4 protein-coding genes are annotated in these 1,996 nt (G+C 52.8%); 2 read left to right on the top strand and 2 right to left on the bottom strand.

Going from position 1 to position 1,996, the window contains the following annotated elements; genetic code table 11:
• Nucleotides 1-452: 452 nt before the first annotated feature.
• The gene (locus EZI54_RS23580; RefSeq protein ID WP_131484292.1) at nt 453-740 is read left to right on the top strand and encodes a helix-turn-helix domain-containing protein; all 288 of its coding nucleotides are present in this window, start codon (nt 453-455) and stop codon (nt 738-740) included.
• 90 nt (nt 741-830) lie between these two features.
• Here EZI54_RS23580 and EZI54_RS23575 read toward each other — a convergent pair whose 3' ends face one another.
• Nucleotides 831-1,103 carry a BrnA antitoxin family protein gene (locus EZI54_RS23575; RefSeq protein ID WP_027830482.1) on the bottom strand — a complete coding sequence of 91 codons (273 nt, stop codon included), beginning with the start codon at nt 1,101-1,103 and terminating at the stop codon, nt 831-833.
• Nucleotides 1,078-1,389 (bottom strand): BrnT family toxin, encoded by a 312-nt coding sequence (locus EZI54_RS23570; protein WP_131484291.1) that lies wholly within the window; start codon nt 1,387-1,389, stop codon nt 1,078-1,080. Before EZI54_RS23570 ends, EZI54_RS23575 begins: the two co-directional genes overlap by 26 nt.
• Nucleotides 1,390-1,529: 140 nt before the next feature.
• Here EZI54_RS23570 and EZI54_RS23565 point away from each other — a divergent pair, with 140 nt between their 5' ends.
• Nucleotides 1,530-1,889 (top strand): hypothetical protein, encoded by a 360-nt coding sequence (locus EZI54_RS23565; protein ID WP_207389336.1) that lies wholly within the window; start codon nt 1,530-1,532, stop codon nt 1,887-1,889.
• The last annotated feature ends 107 nt before the right edge of the window (nt 1,890-1,996 follow it).

Here is a 1,996-nt window from a genome sequence, read left to right as displayed (position 1 = left end):
TTAAGGAAATAGCGTCGGCGAACCCAGAGGTGCTTTAGCCTTGGCGTTTGTCGGCCATTTTCGCCAGGACAGGGGCGCCCGGAACCGTCGGTGAAGCCGACAGCCGGTTTGCCCTGGCCGTGATGTCATAAGGTGCGTTGGCTTCTCCCTTTGAGGTGCATGTCAGTTAAAGAAAGGCTCAGGCCGGACATCGTCGCCGGATGACGGGCCACCGGCAGGGCCGACGCCAGAAGGTAAGGCTCATGGGCTGGCCGCAACAGGGTTGAAAATCGCCGGTACCGTGGGCTTCAAACCTACCTTCTACAGAAGCCAGATGCGGGAGATCTGATCAAAGGTTCGGGTGGTGTTCGTAAAGTTCGATGGGCACCGGCGGGTTCGGGAAAGAGCGGTGGTATCAGAGCGCGCCAGCATCCCTGGCCATACGCTCAAGCAGATAGCGGAGGCAATCAAAAATGGGTGACAGGAACCTTGGGGCAGAGATTCTAGGCGGCATCAATGAAATCAAGCAGTTCAAGAAGGGCAAATCGGCGCTACGAACGCATGAGCTGTCAGAACCTTCACCGCCCAAAGAGATCAGGCTGAAACTCCATATGTCGCAGTCAGCATTTGCCGGTCTTATGGGCGTGAGTGTGCGAACCCTTCAGGACTGGGAACAGGGTCGGCGCGAGCCGCAGGGTCCTGCGGTTGCGCTTCTGCGCATTGCTGAGCAACACCCGGAAGTTTTTAGTCAGCTTCACTGACCAAAGTGAGGTGTAACCAGGCCATGCACCGGATGCCAAACCCTCCGCTTCGCTGCGGTTCTGTCACCGTTGATGGCGGGCGTTAGCACCTCAGGTCCGACGGCTGTCGTTCACGTCGTCCGCAAGCCAAGCCTTGATTAGTGATTGATAGGGCATGTCCCGCTTGTTGGCTTCGATTTTGATCCGATCAAGCAAGGTTTCCGGCAACCGGAGTGAGATCGTCTTGGTTGAGGGTTTCAGCTTCGGGAACGATGCCGGCTTGGCTTGACTCCAATCCAGGTAATCTGTGGAATCGTGGGTTTCCCAGAACTCTCGCTCTTCTGCTTCAGTTTTAAATTCAGGCATCTTTTTTAGCTTGCTCATAAACAGCCCTCTCTTTACGGTGCATGTCGCGAGCGGAAATCACTCTGATCAACGTACCGTTCTGCCTTAGTGTGAACGTAATGTGGAGCAGTCTCTCATCATCCGTTACACCAAGGGCATGAAAACGGGCCTCAGTCTGGCTATGCTTGGAGTCATCCAGCACCAGAAGCGGCTCGTTAAAGAAAATTTCTTCCGCTTCGGGCTGGTTTACGCCGTGTTTCTCCGCGTTCTTGCGGGAGTTGCCTTCGTCCCAGTCAAAGCCAGTAACTTGTGCCCAGTTGATCATAAAGTATATTATCAGCATATACACTGGCGTCAATAAGCTAACCAATGCAGGCACGGCGACGCCCTTTACATTGCGCCTTCGGCTCCATTTCAAGGGCGCGCATGCTGCAGGCGTTATGTGTAGATGGGAGTCGTATCGTAATGGACTATGAGGTACCAGAAGAGTTTGATTTTTTTGAACGCGGATTCGGGCTTTCTTTGGAGCATGATCCTGATGAGGCGCTTTTTTCCTACATTTACAGATATGAAAATGGCCAAGACCTCATATTCACGCATTCCCCATTTTCGGGAAATTCAGTCAGTGTAAAGCTTGTCACTGGAAAGGCCGAGATCTTCTATCTATACCTAGAAGGCGTCGCGTCAATCGCTTTTCAAGCTTGGGAGCAGGATAAGATTATTCGAATCTACTTCAGCTACGAAAGCACCAAGGAATTGAGGGTGTCTTATATCTTCCGCAGCCTAAGCTTCATTACTCGGAGTTCTAGCCCGGATTTCTCATAGGTTGCCGCCAACCGCCTCAGATTGGACGCATTACGGCCATACTGGTTCGGATCCAGCTTTAGCTGCCTGATTGTTGATCAACAATGGTGATTCGGACACACCGCCCC

The sequence above is a fragment of the Marinobacter halodurans genome, from assembly GCF_004327985.1.
Lineage (GTDB): Bacteria > Pseudomonadota > Gammaproteobacteria > Pseudomonadales > Oleiphilaceae > Marinobacter_A > Marinobacter_A halodurans.
This window is presented reverse-complemented; position numbering and strand designations above follow the sequence as displayed.